Source organism: Lysinibacillus sp. NPDC056232 (genome assembly GCF_042267565.1).
Taxonomy (GTDB): Bacteria; Bacillota; Bacilli; order Bacillales_A; family Planococcaceae; genus Lysinibacillus.
In genome coordinates this window covers 178,183-193,898 of record NZ_JBHJTF010000001.1, presented here as the reverse complement: position 1 = coordinate 193,898, position 15,716 = coordinate 178,183, and the positions used below count along the sequence as shown (strand labels likewise).

Annotated in this window: 15 protein-coding genes and 1 pseudogene; all 16 read right to left on the bottom strand. The window is 33.0% G+C overall.

Annotated elements, in window-relative coordinates; genetic code table 11:
- Window positions 1-2: 2 nt before the first annotated feature.
- Window positions 3-854 (bottom strand): lantibiotic dehydratase C-terminal domain-containing protein, encoded by an 852-nt coding sequence (locus ACFCYJ_RS00960; RefSeq protein WP_376069467.1) that lies wholly within the window; start codon window positions 852-854, stop codon window positions 3-5.
- Window positions 855-905: 51 nt separating this feature from the next.
- Window positions 906-3,374: a lantibiotic dehydratase gene (locus tag ACFCYJ_RS00955; RefSeq protein ID WP_376069464.1), complete on the bottom strand. Its 2,469-nt coding sequence runs from the start codon at window positions 3,372-3,374 to the stop codon at window positions 906-908.
- Window positions 3,375-3,386: 12 nt separating this feature from the next.
- On the bottom strand, window positions 3,387-4,454 hold the full coding sequence (locus ACFCYJ_RS00950; protein WP_376069462.1) for a site-2 protease family protein: 1,068 nt from the start codon (window positions 4,452-4,454) through the stop codon (window positions 3,387-3,389).
- Window positions 4,455-4,561: 107 nt separating this feature from the next.
- Entirely contained in the window at window positions 4,562-4,711 is a 150-nt protein-coding gene (locus ACFCYJ_RS00945) for a thiocillin family RiPP (protein WP_376069460.1), read from the bottom strand.
- Between the two features lie 27 nt (window positions 4,712-4,738).
- Window positions 4,739-4,906, bottom strand: a complete 168-nt coding sequence (locus ACFCYJ_RS00940; protein ID WP_376069458.1) for a hypothetical protein — start codon at window positions 4,904-4,906, stop codon at window positions 4,739-4,741.
- Between the two features lie 41 nt (window positions 4,907-4,947).
- Window positions 4,948-5,133, bottom strand: a complete 186-nt coding sequence (locus ACFCYJ_RS00935) for a thiocillin family RiPP (protein WP_376069456.1) — start codon at window positions 5,131-5,133, stop codon at window positions 4,948-4,950.
- A 147-nt stretch (window positions 5,134-5,280) separates the two neighbouring features.
- On the bottom strand, window positions 5,281-5,937 hold the full coding sequence (locus ACFCYJ_RS00930; RefSeq protein ID WP_376069453.1) for a nitroreductase family protein: 657 nt from the start codon (window positions 5,935-5,937) through the stop codon (window positions 5,281-5,283).
- Complete coding sequence (locus ACFCYJ_RS00925) at window positions 5,918-7,612, bottom strand: SagB family peptide dehydrogenase (protein ID WP_376069450.1); 1,695 nt, start codon at window positions 7,610-7,612, stop codon at window positions 5,918-5,920. Before ACFCYJ_RS00925 ends, ACFCYJ_RS00930 begins: the two co-directional genes overlap by 20 nt.
- 2 nt (window positions 7,613-7,614) lie before the next feature.
- Window positions 7,615-8,238: a hypothetical protein gene (locus tag ACFCYJ_RS00920; RefSeq protein ID WP_376069447.1), complete on the bottom strand. Its 624-nt coding sequence runs from the start codon at window positions 8,236-8,238 to the stop codon at window positions 7,615-7,617.
- An 18-nt stretch (window positions 8,239-8,256) separates the two neighbouring features.
- Window positions 8,257-9,558, bottom strand: coding sequence for a YcaO-like family protein (locus tag ACFCYJ_RS00915; RefSeq protein ID WP_376069444.1), 1,302 nt, complete (start codon window positions 9,556-9,558; stop codon window positions 8,257-8,259).
- A gap of 1,126 nt (window positions 9,559-10,684) precedes the next feature.
- Window positions 10,685-11,852, bottom strand: a pseudogene (locus ACFCYJ_RS00910) (IS256 family transposase).
- 201 nt (window positions 11,853-12,053) lie between these two features.
- A complete protein-coding gene (locus ACFCYJ_RS00905; RefSeq protein WP_376069441.1) occupies window positions 12,054-12,926 on the bottom strand; it encodes a DMT family transporter in 873 nt (290 codons plus the stop codon).
- A gap of 263 nt (window positions 12,927-13,189) precedes the next feature.
- Window positions 13,190-13,492 (bottom strand): rhodanese-like domain-containing protein, encoded by a 303-nt coding sequence (locus tag ACFCYJ_RS00900; protein ID WP_376069438.1) that lies wholly within the window; start codon window positions 13,490-13,492, stop codon window positions 13,190-13,192.
- A gap of 99 nt (window positions 13,493-13,591) precedes the next feature.
- Window positions 13,592-13,822 (bottom strand): RNA chaperone Hfq, encoded by a 231-nt coding sequence (hfq, locus tag ACFCYJ_RS00895; RefSeq protein WP_370042764.1) that lies wholly within the window; start codon window positions 13,820-13,822, stop codon window positions 13,592-13,594.
- 90 nt (window positions 13,823-13,912) lie between these two features.
- Complete coding sequence (gene miaA, locus ACFCYJ_RS00890; protein ID WP_376069434.1) at window positions 13,913-14,815, bottom strand: tRNA (adenosine(37)-N6)-dimethylallyltransferase MiaA; 903 nt, start codon at window positions 14,813-14,815, stop codon at window positions 13,913-13,915.
- Window positions 14,802-15,716, bottom strand: a complete 915-nt coding sequence (locus tag ACFCYJ_RS00885) for an alpha/beta fold hydrolase (RefSeq protein ID WP_376069431.1) — start codon at window positions 15,714-15,716, stop codon at window positions 14,802-14,804. Before ACFCYJ_RS00885 ends, miaA begins: the two co-directional genes overlap by 14 nt.

Below are 15,716 nucleotides of genomic sequence, written 5' to 3'. Positions count from 1 at the left end.
TCTCATCGTACTATTACATTTTGTAACCTTTGAATATATAATGCACTCAAATACGCTTCTTCGATTGGCCAGATACCTAATCTATTATTCATCATATGGGTATAATGAAATAGCAGATGATAAAAAGCACCTTCCCCAAATTCATCATAAATTTCAAATAAAATACATTTAAGTTTTATTACATATTGATCAATTTCCTCGTGATAGTCAACATATATTAAATCTTGGGCTAGGATGGCTTCCAAGGCATCTCTCTTCTGAGCAGCGATATTTATTAGTTGATAAGTCATCTTATCAGAACCACTCCAGTAATTTAAGTAATTCTGTAAAAATGCAAGTAATGGACCTTGCTCTAGTTCGATTGCATCAAAAACTCTCTTCATTAACATTAAACCAAATTCATACCGATTAATATTTTCTAGATTTACCTGGTAGCAAATCGAACAAACAATCTCACTAGAATAGTCGAAAAGTTCTTCTGATAATTTCAAGTACCTTTTATTAAAGTACTTTTTTAATTCGGGTTCATATAAATCCTTTTCTATTCTCGGCACTGTACGTTGAATATTCTGCTTATTTGGTACTATTCGTTTAAGAGGATATGACTGTTTTCGTTCTACTTGCTCTAAACATTTCAATAACACTTCGTCCATTCTTTCACAAAATTCCACTAAATAAATATCTTTCACATGAAATCTTAGCCTTAGATGTGCTCCACCGGCATCCATATACCTTATAAAAAACCATTTTTCAACACCAAAACAATTTATAGCTAAATCCTTTGCAGGGATTATTATTTCTTCAACTCCAACATCTAATTTCTCTAGTGATCCAGGATATATACAATAATACAACCAGTTATAACCATTATTTTCGTTAATTTTAATCCCTCCAATCCATAAATTTTAAATAGAGAGTAGTGACATGAATTCGGTCACATATTTTTCTTCTTTGTCTTTGTACCATTGTGAATTAACTGAAGGCAAAGCCTCAGTAAAGGTTATATAGTTAGACTTTGAAGTTATAGAGCGCTTTAATAAATTGATGCAAGGGATACTTAAGAAGTGGAACCACATCGGTTTATAGTTATCTAACATTGAATTGGATTCAAGCGTAAAGAAAACTTCTTCTGGTATATTATGTTTTCTTCTCCAAGTATTTAATTCTAAAAATAATTCATTATCTTTGTATTGACTCAAAATACCCTGTAATTCTTCTAACTTCACTACCCACTTCTCTCGTTCAAATACAATTTTTCCCTCTTGAAATCGAGGTATATGGGTAATATTATCGTTCTCGTTTACTTGTGGTTTATTTAATGGATTCGAACCATATGGGGTACGTATATACCAAGGCTTTACTATAGTAAAGAATAATTTGGATAAATCAGCCGATAAGTGTTCCGGAACTGCGCCTAAATAAACAGGCTTTATTTGATGATTCTCTTTATCTGTCAATATAAACTTGCCATCCCTAATCGATAAATTTAAATCAGTGACACCTATTTTAGTATTCTCCTCATCATGAACGTTAGGTAATTCTCCAATCCAATTAAGTTGATTGGGGAAAAGATTATATTTCTCTTGTACATTAGCCCAGTCTCCACCAACAGAAAACTCTACTATTTCTTGACTTTTACTAAGTTTATTATTCCATTGAACAATTTCCTCTTTATAATGCTTTTCATCAAACATCGGGTTAAAACGAGAAAAAACGGAACCACTACCATCAGTCACCTTATTGATGACAATTAAATAATCACCATTCAATAAATTCTCATGAGATTCACTAACAATTTGATAGTAAAGCGTTGCAGACTTATGGTTTTGATTATCCTCATAAATATTTTTTCCCGACATCACATTTTGAATATCATCATGTCGTGCTAATTTTATTAGCTTGGAATATTCCATTTCTGATTCGATTATTTCACATAAAAATTCGAGGACGGTAACATTACCACTTTTCCCGTAAAACTGTATGAATTTATCCATTAATCGATCATTCAAGGCATGCCTATACGTGAAAGGTTTAATGTATTCTTGGAGTTGTATCATCTCATTTTTTAGATTTTCACCCAAAAAAGGAACCTCTGTCTTAAACCTCGTATCTTCATATACTAATTCGGTAGTACTAATCCAATATGGTGGAGTGGTTTGTATGAGTTGATAAATAATTTCAACATTGTCTTTGATTCTTCGAACTAAGAAATCCCTTTTTGATTTAGAAGTCGTTATCTCCAATTCTGCTTTAAGGTTATCCAATAAGAAGAGTTTCTCACATAAGTCTCCATGGACCTTTAAATCGAAATGTTTACTTTCTTTCATGAAATTTGCAATCGCCTTAAAAGGCATATTATCCTGTAACGAACAAGGCATGATTGGGCGAATGAGTTTTTGCTCAATTAAGAACTTAGCAATCCTCTCCGGGTATGGATGGTTAATTTCAGCAACTAATTGATCATAGGTAAATGAATGAAGTGGTAAAGATTGTAGGATATTTAGAAATTCATTATAAATGAAGACATCCTCTGTTTTAGAAAAAATACTATTAATCGCTGAGTAATTCCCACGAAAATATATTCTACCCTTGTCCTCTGTTTCAATAAAATCGGTTACCTTAAATCTAAAAAAGTGAACATAATGTTGCTTAATAGATAATGACTCAAAAAAATTACTAACTAACCCTCTAAGCCATCTTACATACACTCCATTGACCTGAAAATCCCTTGTTTTTGGTGCAAATCCAGATAAGGTTAGTTGTGTAAAAGTACTGATTGGACTTGTTTTTGCTACACTTCTTAAAAAATATGAGTAGACAGATTTAAAGTAATTCGAATCTAATTGATAATGTTTTTGTTTACGACTATTAAGAAAATCAGAAAAACCACTATTAACTATTGGCATTCCTCTCATAAATTCACTTTTATCTTGATTAAAGATCCCCCATAATTCTTCCTCATTTTGTTGAACTTCTTTTTGATATAATTTCCCTAATCGATCTATTTCTGACTGAAGTTTTACTTCTTTCTCGAGCCATTGTTGAAAAATAGATTTCTTATAATTACCTTTTTCCGGAATATCATTGATAATACTTTTTATCGATTCTAGATTCACAGGCTTATTATTATATAATCCTCTTTTTAGTCGTATTAATTTGCCTGATAGTTTCTTATCCTCAATATATGGGACAACCGAAAAAATGCAATCAATGACAGTTGTTTTCATATCTTCTATTTCCTTTTTAAGGGCGTATATATTTTCTAAAACTTCTTTTGATTCTTTAAAAATAAATTTTTCAAGCATAGATACAGGATTAACTGAGACACGCGCTAATACTAAATCTGAGATTTCACTCGTATTTATTGTTGCCATAGTACACCTTCCCTAAAAAACATATTTAAACGCCAATAGCATACTTACAAAAAGAGATGCTATATAAAGCAAAGATAACAGCGAATATGTAATATAAAAAAACTTGGTACTTCGATTTTTTACTTTTTGATTTTCATCTGGTTTCTTAAGGTGAATCGCAGTAAGGAGATATGTTAAACTATTTCTCCTTACGTTATATTGGTTAGATAAGCTTTCTAAAAATCTATATAAATCACTCGGCATTAATATATTTAAATTCAAAAATTGCATGTAAAAAAGCATCATACTATATGGAAATAGAAGATAGTTAAAAGAATCTGTAATAAGCATAACGATAGACACAATCATTAACATTATTAAATCAAATAAAGGTCCAGCTATGGCGATTTTGGCTTGAGAAGTTTTGGATATAAGATACGTATCCTTGTAAGTTACAAATGCAACAGGGATAAAGTAATAGAGTAAACCAACACCTACTTTATTAATAGTTCCACCCATTTTCCGACAAACGTACATATGTGCCATTTCATGTCCAATAACATGAATAAAAATTATAGGTAATATTCTTAGCATGGCTGCATATGAAAAGTTAGAATAATTGATTGTTGTTAGCGTATAGAAATACAAAGATAAGGAAAAAAGAAAGTAACAAATAATGAACGTCACTAATTTCAACCTTGAATTAAACAGAAAGCCCGTATTTTTCTTTACCTTTACATCTAATAATAAAGTCGGTTTTATCTCATATTTTAGTATTGCTTGTCCCTTTTTTTTCTTAATGGGTACATTTTTTTCACCTTCACATTCTAGGATCCCATTCTTAAATAGATTATCAATAATTGATTCAACCTTCTTTGACTCTATTTTTCCAACTTCCGAGTATTGTTGATTTAATTGATTTACCATCTGCTCTATATTTAGAGGTTGTTGACTTAATTTATTTAATAAAAATGCCGTCACTTCATTTATTTTAAAATGCTTATTATAATCTTTTTGAATTACAAAAATATCGTTATCCTCATTCGTTATAATTTCTACCATTTTATTCAAATGAAAATTTTTATCAACTAATTCGCTCATAATATATCACCTTTGTCTATCAAGTTATCTAAAAAAGAAAGAAGTGAAACGAGAAAATTTATTGCTTATGACCGTTTCACTTCTAAGAATTCATTTTAAAAATCTAATTAGGATGTCGCACTTGTTAGAGAAGTACCAGTTGCAACACAACTTCCGAAACACGAAACTGTTGTTCCACAAGCAATGCAATTAAACATCAACATATGCTCATCTTCTAATTCTTCCACGTAAAGATCTAAATTAAGGTCTTTTTCCATTTTTGTTCCTCCTCTAATTAAAAGAAACTAACAAGCACATGCCCCCGTTGAAGCTGTTCCAGCGCTGCTGGTACCATAACTCATAAAACATCCAAAAGATCCCCAACAACAAGAAAAGTTAGTATTTAAATCGTCTTCATTAATCTCAACTACAATAAGCTCTAAGCAACTGTCTTCAATTTTCAATTCTGACATTTAGGAGAACCTCCCGCCTTTTTATTGTATAAATGTATTAATTACCAGCTAAAACTGCTCATAGTAGTATAAGTACTCGCTGAACTTGTTGGACATGATGCACTAAGAGCAGAGGATTCTGTAGACATGGTTGACGTCCCAAAAGTTGTTGTTATTTCTGGTAGCTCTTCGGCGTACAACTCTAATTCCCCGAATAGTTTATTCTCTTCCAATTTTTTCTCTTCCATTTTTTTCACCCCCAAATTCTAATGCATAACTGTATAAAGTGCTGAGTTGGCGCATAAAAGCTGCACCTCATATATATGAAAGTTAGAGAGAATCTATTTTATAACAGAAAGGCTCTAACAATTCACCAAAAATAATATATCTCGATACTAACCCAATGCTACTGCAAACAATTGAGCCTTATGGTAGCCATCTAAATCGGTAAATCGTCTTAAACTTTTTTGAAGAAATCCAGCGAAAACAGAACCCTCATACCCATAAGCAATAGCCTGCAACCAAGTATAATGTCCAATTGAACCTATACTTTGTACTAGTTTTTTATATCCTAAAGCCCCTGATTTTTTATATGCCTCATCTATAGATGCAACAAAAATAATAATGACTCCAGCTTGGGCAAACTCTTCTTGAATGACTAATTCTTTCTTTTGTAAAGTAGTTGGAAGATCAAATTCCTTATTAAGGGTCTTGTTTATTGAGTCAAATGAATAGAAACACCGATTTTCAGTAATTCCTTCTACCCTTTCAGGTATTACTAGTTGATCAATCTTTAATTGGGAAGAGGTCATAAATTGTTTACTGAATTTATCATTAAATGAGAGAATTTCTAATAAATCATCATATCTTATATTGTTTTCTTGATTGAATGTAATTTTAGACTCTCTTTTATTAAGTACAGTATCATCTGAAATTAGTTTGAGATTCCAATCGATTTCTTCTGATTGAGGAAAATTAGTAGGAACCTTTTGTTGCTTCGAATTAAGAATAATTTCTTCTAATATGTCGGCCTCATTTACTAAATGATTCATTCTTATTTCCCTCCCTAATTTTTAATACTATCGTAACGATTTCACCAATATCATATAATCCTAATAAGTCATTAATAGATTCTTCATCGTAACTTTCCAGTCTGGATACTTTCCAGTTTAATTTATGTGATACTAATTGACACTGTGCCATTGCTACTCCTGCATCTAAATTAGCCAAACGGAATGATAATTGCCTATATTTAGTTGCTAGCTTTTGTATATTTCCTGTTAAAATAAAATAGCCTATTACATCTTCATCATCTTGACTAAATATGTTTATTATATCTTGATGATTTAATTTTTCGTTTAATTGATGCAACTCATTTTCCATAGGTTGATAATAATATATGGATTTATTTAAATTTTTTATCTTCCTATTAGCGTAGTACAAATTAACTGATCCTAGATTTCCACCTGTAGGGCACCATCTCTTTACTTGATAGGACGTGGTTTCTTTTATACCTGTGGTATATTTCATACACGTAATTAATTTACTTATGGAACTGTCGATTTCTTCGTTTACAAATTCCATTAAACTCAATTTAGGAGAACTAAAATAATTTTTAAACTCTTGTGTGAGATTTAAATTTTTTGCACTATAGTGATTTTGATGTGCTTTTAGGTTCAAGTGCTTTCTGGAAGGGAACTCAACCATAGATTCATATTGTGATACTAGATTTACTTTTTCATTGTCATCACAATTATTAAATTGAGGACTACAAGCTCCACAATTAATGGATAAGGTAAAAAGAAATGTTTTCTTGTTTAATGTATTTAAATCATATAGTTCTACATTATTTGAAGTTAACAGTGGAGTCTCTATTTTTGAAACAATATTTGTAATCACAGGAACCACTAGTGATAAACCTATTAGATACTGGTTTAAACTCGTCTCTTTCTTTACCGAAGTAAGTTGCAATCGATCTATTTGATCTGTAAAACACTCAAAACAAATAGTTTCCGATTTATCTACGTATGGACCTACAATAAGGTTATCTCCTCTAAACCATAAAAATAGAAAAGGTATTCGGTCTTGAAGATACGTGCGAACTTTTTCTTTCCAATGTGGAATTTCTTCCTCATTTGTACAGATGCCGATAATTAATGTTTCCCTATCTTTATCATCTAATTTTTTCGAGAGATTATTTACTTCAATACCCATTCCATATGGCGTTAGGTATTCTCCAAATTTTTCGGCAAGGGTTCTGGTTTCAAGTGAAAGGTAATCAATCAATAATGTTGTATTTGTAAATTTATTTATCGCTTCATTTACATTTTTATTAACCCTTGTTCCATCCACCATTCGATCAAAGAAACCATATAGAGGATGATTTTTTACTATTTCATTTGGTGTTCCTTCTTGTAATAGTCCTCTAGCATATAATAAAGATAGTACTTGGAAAATATCATGAGATGGATATTTGCCGGAATTCAGAATTTCTTGCAACGAAATTGTACCGTCACATATGTTTATCACATAGGGAAGGATATTATGGATAGAGTTCCCTCTGAATAGTTGTTTTTCGGGTCCTCCGTTAATTAATAATCGATTATTATTCAAGTATATGAAACGAAATCCTTCTGAAACTCTTGGATATGTAGGCATTTTAAATTGTGGATCTTTTAATACAGCTAATGCCATCTGTTTTCCAGTCATGTGCTCAATGGTCTTCATAATTAAAAAACACCTTCTTCCAAGTTTTTCTTCATATTTAGATAAGATTTTTCCTTAGAATTTTGATGTTCACTGCAAATCTCACAATTACTCACCCCAATTACTTGGGAGGATATTAGAGAACGATCATATAAATTCAACCTACTCACTTTACCTTTCCAAATTTTCACTACCTCATCTTTCGTCTCTTTTAACGAACTAATAAAATTGGATATTAAAAGTGCATCAGCAGGGTGTATATCCACAAAGTCTCTATTTTCCTCTGTATAATAATATCGGTGTGCATCTCGAAGTACGTCTCTAGCAGGATCATGCTGAAGGAGTCTATCAATGTAACAATGGAAACATCCTTCACTTCCTTCGGTAGATACTGGTCCAATAGTTAAGTACGGAAAATCGATCATAATTGGTATAAAAATTTTATTTTCTGCTATGACCATTCTTTCTATTATTTTCCCATAATCAACTAAAGGATTATCTGTTATCAGCATATATATTTGTTTATTTTGGTCATATAAATGATCCAAATCCTTGTTGTCTTGAATGTCTGTAAATGATATACATTTATCATCTTCCTGTAATAGCTTTACCTGTCGCCCTAAATTTCCTTGAATAAATATTTGCAAAGTAATTCTCCTTTCAACTTACGCAAAAGGCTGCGGGTTTTTATTTAATTGATCTTCGGTTCTTATCTTATATCCCATATTAACTGGCGCTTGAAATAATCTGCTTGTCCCTTTAAATTGAGCTCTGTATGCAAATGATAAAGGTTGTAAGCTAGGAATAATCACTCTTGTTGCTTTTAAACCTGCTCTCTTTGCTTCATCTGTAGTAAGGTCTACTGCAAATATTTCATGTCCTTTTTTCTTTAATATAGAAATTAACTTTTTAAGATCTGCTTGATCAGATCCAGTCGACAAATTCTTCATCTCACTTAATTTTGATGTGCTTTCGGATTGTTTTAAAAAGTTAAAGGAGGAAGCATTAGATGCTTGTCCCATATAGAGTGCTCCATCCATGACTTCATAAAATTGATTGAAATCATTACCTTTCAATGTACGGTTTTGCAATGCAATTCTCGCTGAAGCCCCCTCACGAGTGATTTTAGAGAATGCAATGAGTGGATCCAGCTCCGTTGTACACATTACCATAGAGGTCAATTTTTCGTTATACTTAGAAACTTGTAAACTATAAATACTTGATATTCCTAAATCGGTCGTCGCATCAAAGTAATATGTTTGTATAAATGGATGTTGTTCCGTACGTTTATAATAATCAAAACACCATTCAGGTAATACTTCAGGATTAATTTCCAACTTTGGTAATTCTAATTTATTTAACCATGTTAGTGAAATTGCATCTCGCTCTATTACTTCGTTAATGGAATTAATTATTGACTTTTCGTAATTTTCATGAATAGCACAACCAGTTGAAATAGGTAACCAAAATCTTTCATCGTCATTTAAATATGGTATGTAAAGATATACCATAATAGCCGGAATATACATCTCTTTTTGGGTAGTAAGTGATATGCCCTTTACCCAACGAATCTTCTTATCCTTATCTGGTCTTTTTAAAGGACAATACGGATGGTTATATTCTTCATCAGATAGTAAAGGGATGCTATCTAAATCAAGAGCTTCATCCCCTAACTCATTGGCAGATGCATAGATAAATTGATCATCAGAATATACAGAAGAACTATATCGCTCTACAGCTTCTGCCATCGCTTTAATTCGTGCATTATCTATTAAGGTGTCACCACCGGAACCATCGATTTTCATGGGATTTCCATGATTTCTATTCTTAAATAACCTCATATAATTTAAATCCCCTAAAAACGAAGTATAAATATTGTATTCAGGATCTCCAGGACTTTGGGGTAATTTTATCGGCGGAGTAATTAAACCGCTTAAAGGCTGGCATAATGATTCTATATTGCTCATAAACTATTACATTCCTCTCTTTTAAAATTATGTAGAATTAAAAAATTCTAACCTTCTTGTTAGTTGTTCAAAAGAAAATAATCATTCTTCAAAAGCAAAATATTACCTATTATTCGTTTTTGTAGGGTCGTCGGTGAAAGGAGGATTTGAAAAAGCAGAAAACTAATTTACATGTACCAGTCAGTCTCACTTGTGCTAATTAAAGATTAGTATTATTTATACCGCCCTTTCAAGTGTGTGATTCCGTATGGTAAAAAGTCGGAATTTAACACTTGACAAGTCTTTGTAAAAAAAATGAATATTAAAATCATAACTAAAACTGATTCATATGGGTATTTTTTACACACCCCACGAGATTTACAGTAATGATTATCCTAAAATAGAAAATGGGGACCTTATGGAATGGAAGCTAGGCGGAAAAATCTTTGTCTGAGGGAAACAAAAAAATTGAAGTTTCCATGCTTGTACAAGATGGCTTAACAAAATTAAGTACAAAATAGCGCTAAAAGATTTCTCAGTAATATATATACGGAATTATTTATTAGTAATATGTGATTGATAGTTTTGTGAACAGTTAGCATAACTATCATAAGTAAATCTGGAGTATAGTTAGCACTGAGCCCTATTTCAGGATTTAATTAGAATGAGCAATAGTAATGAAAAGTTCTTCACAAATTATAATGATTTCACACTGCTAATAGTTCTACAATAATAACGGGCTTTTGATCAAATAAAGTTTTCCTAATCAATAGCCTGGTAAAAATAAATAAGATAAAAGAAAAAGGCATTTAAAAAATTAATTTCATATGCCTTACAACAATAATATTCTTATAACTAACTAATATTACGGTTTCAATGGCTGTACCTACATCACAATGAGTCAAGTCCTTAATATTGTGTAAAATTCTATACAAGTTTTTCAACCCTGACTTTAGTTAAATAATCGATTAGTAAAATGAATTGGGTTTATTCAATTACTCTCCTTACATTTTTTTGGGCCGTAACTTCCGTGTATTTATATGTCCACATTCAGAAATGGCTGTCAAAGGCTCTTTTCACTTTGATAGCCGTTTTTGAATGTGGCATCCTACGGAATGGAAGTTACGTTAAAAATACTTAAGAATTGTTAAGTTGTAAGTCTTTTTTTCTTTGCGTATACAGTTTCTTGATATTGCATTAGAACCGCACCTACTAATCGAAAAGCAGATTGTGTATTGGGGAAGATACGGATTACTCTTTCTCTTCTACGAACTTCTTGATTTAAACGTTCAAGAGAATTGGTACTACGAATATGACATCGTATTTTTTCTGGATAGTTCATGTATTGTATCGTATCTTCGAATCCTTCATCAAAGATGGCAAGAGCTTTCTCATACTTAGAATTGTTTCCGAATTGATCAAATAACTCATCTTTAAACTTTCGAATATCTTCAATTGTGATGGCTTCAAAAACGCGTTTTATCATCATACGGATTTCAGCTGAGTCTTTTTTAGGAAGCTTTTCAAATGATATTTCGTTTGAAATGTACGTTGCATCTTTGCCAAGATGTCCCGATAAAATCGCGTTGTATAGCTTTTTGAAGACCTTGATGAGCATCTGAAATCACAAGTTTAGGTGATTGAAGCCCACGAGATTTAAGGCTTTGGAAAAACCGACTCCAACTCTCATAACTTTCTTCGTGGTCCACACTTAAACCGAGTATTTCACGTTTATTTTTCTCCGTAATAGCTGTGGCAATATAAACAGCCTTTGAGACTATACGATGATGTTCACGAACTTTTATATACATCGCATCTACAAAAAGAAAAGGATAATAAGTTGTATTTAATGGACGCTTCGCCCAAGCATTTACAATCGGATCCAGCTTTTGTGTAAGTGAAGATACAAAGGATTTAGAGATGTTTTCTCCACAAAGTTGTTCCACAATATGAGTGACTTTACGTGTTGAAACACCATTTATCACCATTTCTAGCATAGATAAAACGAGAGCTTGATCACAACGAGCATACTTTTCAAAAATTGTTGGTGAAAACTCACCATTACGAGTTCTAGGAACAGTTAGCTTAATTTTACCAATACTCATCGTTAATTCACGTTCATAATAGCCGTTACGGTAATCACAGCGATCAGTAGAACGTTCATAGGCGTCTACTTGCAAATAGTCGTCTCTTTCTTTTTCCATAAACTCGTTTAATACCAAAACTATTGCCGATTTAATAACTGCATCAATATTAGAATTGATAATCGAATCTTTTAAAAGATCCATGTCTAGGTTAAACTGTAATTGGGTCATTTTATATTCCTCTCTTTACTTTATTTTCGTGGTTGAAAACATTGTAACCAAGAGGGAAGAAAATGACCCCTTTTCTTTTTACACAATTATATGGACTTAATCTCACAATGTGCGATAACACTGATATTATTAATTTTTTATTATGATTTAGAAAAAGCGCCCAAAAACCTTTTTGGCTTTTGGGCACTTCTTGTTCGTTTACTACTGTGATATACGCTGCTTTGTTTTATCTATTTCACTCAGACATGTTGCACCGAGCAAAAGAATAGCGCCTATTATTTGTAGGCTCGTCATTTTTTCTCCTATAATCATCGTCGAAATCACTAATGATGTCAGTGGATCAATATAGCTTAAAATAGCTATACTTTGCCCTTTTAGATGACGCATTCCGAAAAAGAACAGATAGAAGCCGATCCCCGCGTGGACAATGCCCAATGCTATAAGTAAGCTAATTGATTTTATATCGATTTGCATGACTTGAAACCCATTTGTCCCAATAAGATAAAGAGCAAGGAATAACGCTGCTAAAGCAAGTTGAATAATCGTATTATCAGGCTCTTTTAATCCACGAATATACTTATTGGTGAATGTTACTACTGTATAGAAGCAAGCTGCAATAAGGCCGTAGACAATACCGATATAATGTTCGCTCGTTTCGGTAGTTTGACTTTGAACAATAAAATACAGTCCTACAAGAGCAACACAAACATAAAAAATTTTTCTTAATAATATTTTCTCTTTCAAAACTATAGGTGACAAACAAATTACTAGTACTGGAGCAAAATAGTAGCTTAGTGCTGCATTTGCGATGGTTGTTTCCTTGTACGCTTGGAAAAGGAAAATCCAATTGCCACATAAGGCAAAGCTCGAAAGTACCAATGGCCATTTATTTTGCAAAATAGTTGTTTTCGTAAATCTTTCTTTTTTAGAAAGGAACACCAAAAGTAAAAAACCAGAGCCAATGAGACTCATCCAAAAGGCAATTTCACTTGAAGGCAACTTAATATATTTTGCAAAAACACCGACAGCTCCAAAAATAATCATTGATAAAATAAAAGATAGTTTTCCGCTCATTTCTAATTCCTACTTTCTACATGTATATAGTCTTCGATATACAGTAGAATCTATTGAGAATTAGCAAGCATTTATTGAATGCCTAAACAGTAGATTCTACTGTAAAGACATTGTTGGGGGTGCTATTGTTTGATACATACTAATCCCTCCTTGTATGTTGCAATTATAACATATATTACCAATTTGATAATAGTTGCTTCAACCTTCTACCAACTCGATTGTATAAGAAAAACCCTCGCCTAAACGAGGGTTTCAATCGACCATTATTTAAATTCTAACTCTCCATCATAAGCAAGCATGCCACCTTCAAGGTTTGTTACGTCAAAACCTTGCGCTTCTAGGTATGCACAAGCATTTGCTGAACGACCGCCTGCTTTGCAAACGATAATGTATGGCTTTGAAGCATCTAATTCACCTAAGCGCTCAGGGATTGTCCCAAGAGCAATGTGTTGAGCACCAGGGATCATGCCTTGTGCTACCTCATCATCTTCACGAACATCAATAATGTATAGGTCTTCGTTCGCATCTAATAGTTCTACTATTTCTGTTGTATCCATAGTTTTCATCTGTGTAGTCCTCCAATATGTCGATTTCCTTTTACATTATAGCCTGAAGGCAAAAAAACAGCTAGTGTCATGAACACTAACTGTTTTACTCTAATGTTTCTATTCGTCTGTCTCTAAAAAATCTACTTGCTTTGCTGGAACAAATGTAGAAATAGCGTGTTTGTAAATAAGGTGTTGCTTGCTATCAGCATCTAGTAATAATACTGTAAAATTATCATAGGATTTCACAGTTCCTTTTAACTGAAATCCGTTTAATAAAAACACAGTTACAAAAACATTGTTTTTACGTAGATGGTTTAAGAATGTATCTTGCAAGTTAATTGATTTCATCAAAATGCCTCCCTATACTCTCTTTCTACCTCTTCATTCCTATAGTAGCATGTTCTACCAATTTGGCAATTAGTAATTTTTAGAAATTAATTAAAGTTTTTCGTCATTATTAACAAAATATACATCCATTTTGTTTCGGAAGTATGTTAGTTGTCTTTTCGCATAGCGGCGAGAATTTTGCTTTAAACTGTCAATGGCTTCTTCTAAAGAACATTTTCCATCTAGGTAATCATATAATTCCTTGTAGCCGATTGCTTGGATTGACTGCACACCTCGTATATTTTGCTGCCATAAGCCTTTTACTTCTTCTAAAAGCCCTTTTTCCATCATTATATCAACACGAAGGTTAATACGATCATAGAGCACTTCACGTGACATATTTTGCCCAAGCCCTATAATCACATGATTGTACAGTGGAACTTCTCCACGATTTTGTGCTTCGGATGCCTTTGAAACGCCACTAAGTTCCATCATCTCTAACGCTCGTATAACACGGCGAGTATTATTTGGATGAATTGTCTCAGCTGTTTGTGGATCAAGTTTTTTAAGCTTAGCATGCATTGCCTCTGGACCCAATTTCTCTAGTTCTGCATAATAGGCTTTTCGTGCCGCCTCATCTACCTGCTCCTCTGTAAATTGAAAATCATAAAGTACTGCCTGCACATATAAACCCGAGCCCCCTACAATAATCGGTAGCTTACCGTGCGCTTGAATTTCTGCAATTTTAGCTCGCACTAATTTTTGATAGTCTGCTACTGAAAAGGACTCTGTGGGCTCTTTGAAGCTTAGTAAATGATGGGGTACACCCTCCATCTCTTCCTCAGTAACTTTCGCTGTACCAATATCTAAGCCACGATAGATTTGCATGGAGTCACCGTTGATGATTTCGCCATTATATTTTTTTGCTAACTCAATGCTTAATGCTGTTTTCCCAGATGCAGTAGGCCCTACGATTGCTACAACCTCTGCCTGCTGTATTTTATCTTGTATCATATTTTTCTAACCACCGTAATAAAACTTGATAGACTGCCTCTTGATTGTCCTCGTTTAGGATTTCATGGCGCTTATCCTCAAATAAGTAGACCGTTACATCCTGTATACCCGCTTCTGTAAATTGTTCAGCAACAGCGTATACACCTTGGCCTTGTTCTCCGACTGGATCCTTGCTACCACTTATCAATAATATCGGCAAGTCTTTCTTTACTTTTGCTATCTCACTTTTACGATTTAACGACATAAAACCTGTTGTTAAATCCACAAAAAATTGATTTGTTGGGATAAAGCCGCAATACGGATCATCTATATATTTTCCCACTTCGTCCTCTACTGAACATAACCAATCATAAGCAGTCTTCGAATTTGGAAACTGTTTATTGAAGCTACCAAAGCTCAGCTTATTTAATAACTTGCTCTCCGTCTCTTTACCAAGCTGTTTGGCTAATACTTTTGCTACTAAATTCCCCATCGTATGCAATGCTGTAACATTCCCTGTTCCACAAAGAATCACATGATCCACTTGATCGCTGTACAATTGTATATATCTTCTAGTAATGAACGATCCCATACTATGACCAAATAAAATTAAAGGTACATCTGTAAATTGTTCATGCAATAATGTTACTACTTCATGCGCATCCTCTACGACGCGATCAAACCCATTTTGTTCAGCAAAAAAACCTAGTGTGCCATTATAGGCTGCTGTTTCTCCATGCCCTCGGTGATCATGCATTGTCACTGCATAGCCCGCTTCGTTTAGGCTTTTTGCAAATTTAATATAACGTCCACTATGCTCCGCCATACCGTGCAAAATATGAATATGACCAATACAAGGCTTCGATGGCTTTAATGTTCGAGTAAACAAAAAATGGCCATCTGACATTTCAATATAACGCAT

Bases quoted from the DNA above. Each gene is read 5' to 3' on its own strand.
- ACFCYJ_RS00955 (WP_376069464.1), bottom strand. From the start codon at position 3,374: ATGGCAACAATAAATACGAGTGAAATCTCAGATTTAGTATTAGCGCGT.
- ACFCYJ_RS00950 (WP_376069462.1), bottom strand. From the start codon at position 4,454: ATGAGCGAATTAGTTGATAAAAATTTTCATTTGAATAAAATGGTAGAA.
- ACFCYJ_RS00945 (WP_376069460.1), bottom strand. From the start codon at position 4,711: ATGGAAAAAGACCTTAATTTAGATCTTTACGTGGAAGAATTAGAAGAT.
- ACFCYJ_RS00940 (WP_376069458.1), bottom strand. From the start codon at position 4,906: ATGTCAGAATTGAAAATTGAAGACAGTTGCTTAGAGCTTATTGTAGTT.
- ACFCYJ_RS00935 (WP_376069456.1), bottom strand. From the start codon at position 5,133: ATGGAAGAGAAAAAATTGGAAGAGAATAAACTATTCGGGGAATTAGAG.
- ACFCYJ_RS00930 (WP_376069453.1), bottom strand. From the start codon at position 5,937: ATGAATCATTTAGTAAATGAGGCCGACATATTAGAAGAAATTATTCTT.
- ACFCYJ_RS00925 (WP_376069450.1), bottom strand. From the start codon at position 7,612: ATGAAGACCATTGAGCACATGACTGGAAAACAGATGGCATTAGCTGTA.
- ACFCYJ_RS00915 (WP_376069444.1), bottom strand. From the start codon at position 9,558: ATGAGCAATATAGAATCATTATGCCAGCCTTTAAGCGGTTTAATTACT.
- ACFCYJ_RS00905 (WP_376069441.1), bottom strand. From the start codon at position 12,926: ATGAGCGGAAAACTATCTTTTATTTTATCAATGATTATTTTTGGAGCT.
- ACFCYJ_RS00900 (WP_376069438.1), bottom strand. From the start codon at position 13,492: ATGAAAACTATGGATACAACAGAAATAGTAGAACTATTAGATGCGAAC.
- hfq (WP_370042764.1), bottom strand. From the start codon at position 13,822: ATGAAATCAATTAACTTGCAAGATACATTCTTAAACCATCTACGTAAA.
- miaA (WP_376069434.1), bottom strand. From the start codon at position 14,815: ATGATACAAGATAAAATACAGCAGGCAGAGGTTGTAGCAATCGTAGGG.
- ACFCYJ_RS00885 (WP_376069431.1), bottom strand. From the start codon at position 15,716: ATGCGTTATATTGAAATGTCAGATGGCCATTTTTTGTTTACTCGAACA.